Raw genomic sequence first — 822 nt, forward strand, 5'->3', positions numbered from 1 at the left:
GGGGAGGAACTCGGGAGGTTCGGGTTGTCGCTGATGCAGCAGCCACACGCCGGCCAGCAGGGCCAGCATGCTGATCACTCCCGATCCGCCGAGGCCGACCCCCACCGGGCCGATCGTCGACACGGCAATGACCAGTGCCACCACCAGAACGATCACCTTGGTGTTGGACTCGGAGCTGTGGCCCCTTCCCATCAAGGACTCTGCGGGCGATGCTGAGTCACCGGCCTTGCTGAACAACAGCCACGCCGCAAGGTAGAGGACTATGCCGGCGCCACCGAAGATGGTTCCGACGACCAAGGCGACTCGGATAAGGACCGGATCGACACCGTAGCGGTATCCGATGCCGGCTGCGACTCCCGCGACGTGGCCTCGCTGAGGCAACCGATACGGGCGAGTGCGCCACATCTGCTGTAGTTGTTCGGAGACGGTTGCGTTGCTCATGGATACCATCGTGGCGCTCGGCGCTCGCGAAAACATCAGGGATCGCCCTGATCTTGCTCCCGAGTCGGGACGAATTCCCGGGTGCAGGTCCGAGCCGAGAAGATCAGGGGAGACCCTGATGCACGAGGAGTCCGATTCGTGCCAGGATCGGAGACGTGCACCCTGTCGATCCACTGCCCTCGTCCGCGGGCCCCGAACCGGTCGTGTTCCACCGGCGCGGCGGCGGACGCATCGTTGGCGGTGTAGCAGGGGGGCTGTCCGATCATCTCGGCGTCGACGTGTTCAAGGTGCGGGTCGCGTTCGTGTTGCTTGCGGTCATGGCAGGCGCCGGCATCTTCGCCTACGGGTTGTTGTGGATGTTCTCGCCCACGGGTTCAGACG

The 822-nt window shown here is 64.7% G+C and carries 2 protein-coding genes; one reads left to right on the forward strand and one right to left on the reverse strand.

From position 1 onward, the window contains the following. A partial coding sequence (locus tag A2J03_RS26940; protein WP_156520612.1) for a PspC domain-containing protein occupies positions 1–441 on the reverse strand: 441 nt, incomplete at its 3' end. 155 nt (positions 442–596) lie between these two features. Here A2J03_RS26940 and A2J03_RS26945 point away from each other — a divergent pair. Continuing rightward, a partial coding sequence (locus A2J03_RS26945) for a PspC domain-containing protein (protein WP_156520613.1) occupies positions 597–822 on the forward strand: 226 nt, incomplete at its 3' end.

Origin of the sequence: Rhodococcus sp. EPR-157 (genome assembly GCF_001647195.1) — a bacterium.
In the GTDB taxonomy this organism is placed as follows: Bacteria; Actinomycetota; Actinomycetes; order Mycobacteriales; family Mycobacteriaceae; genus Rhodococcoides.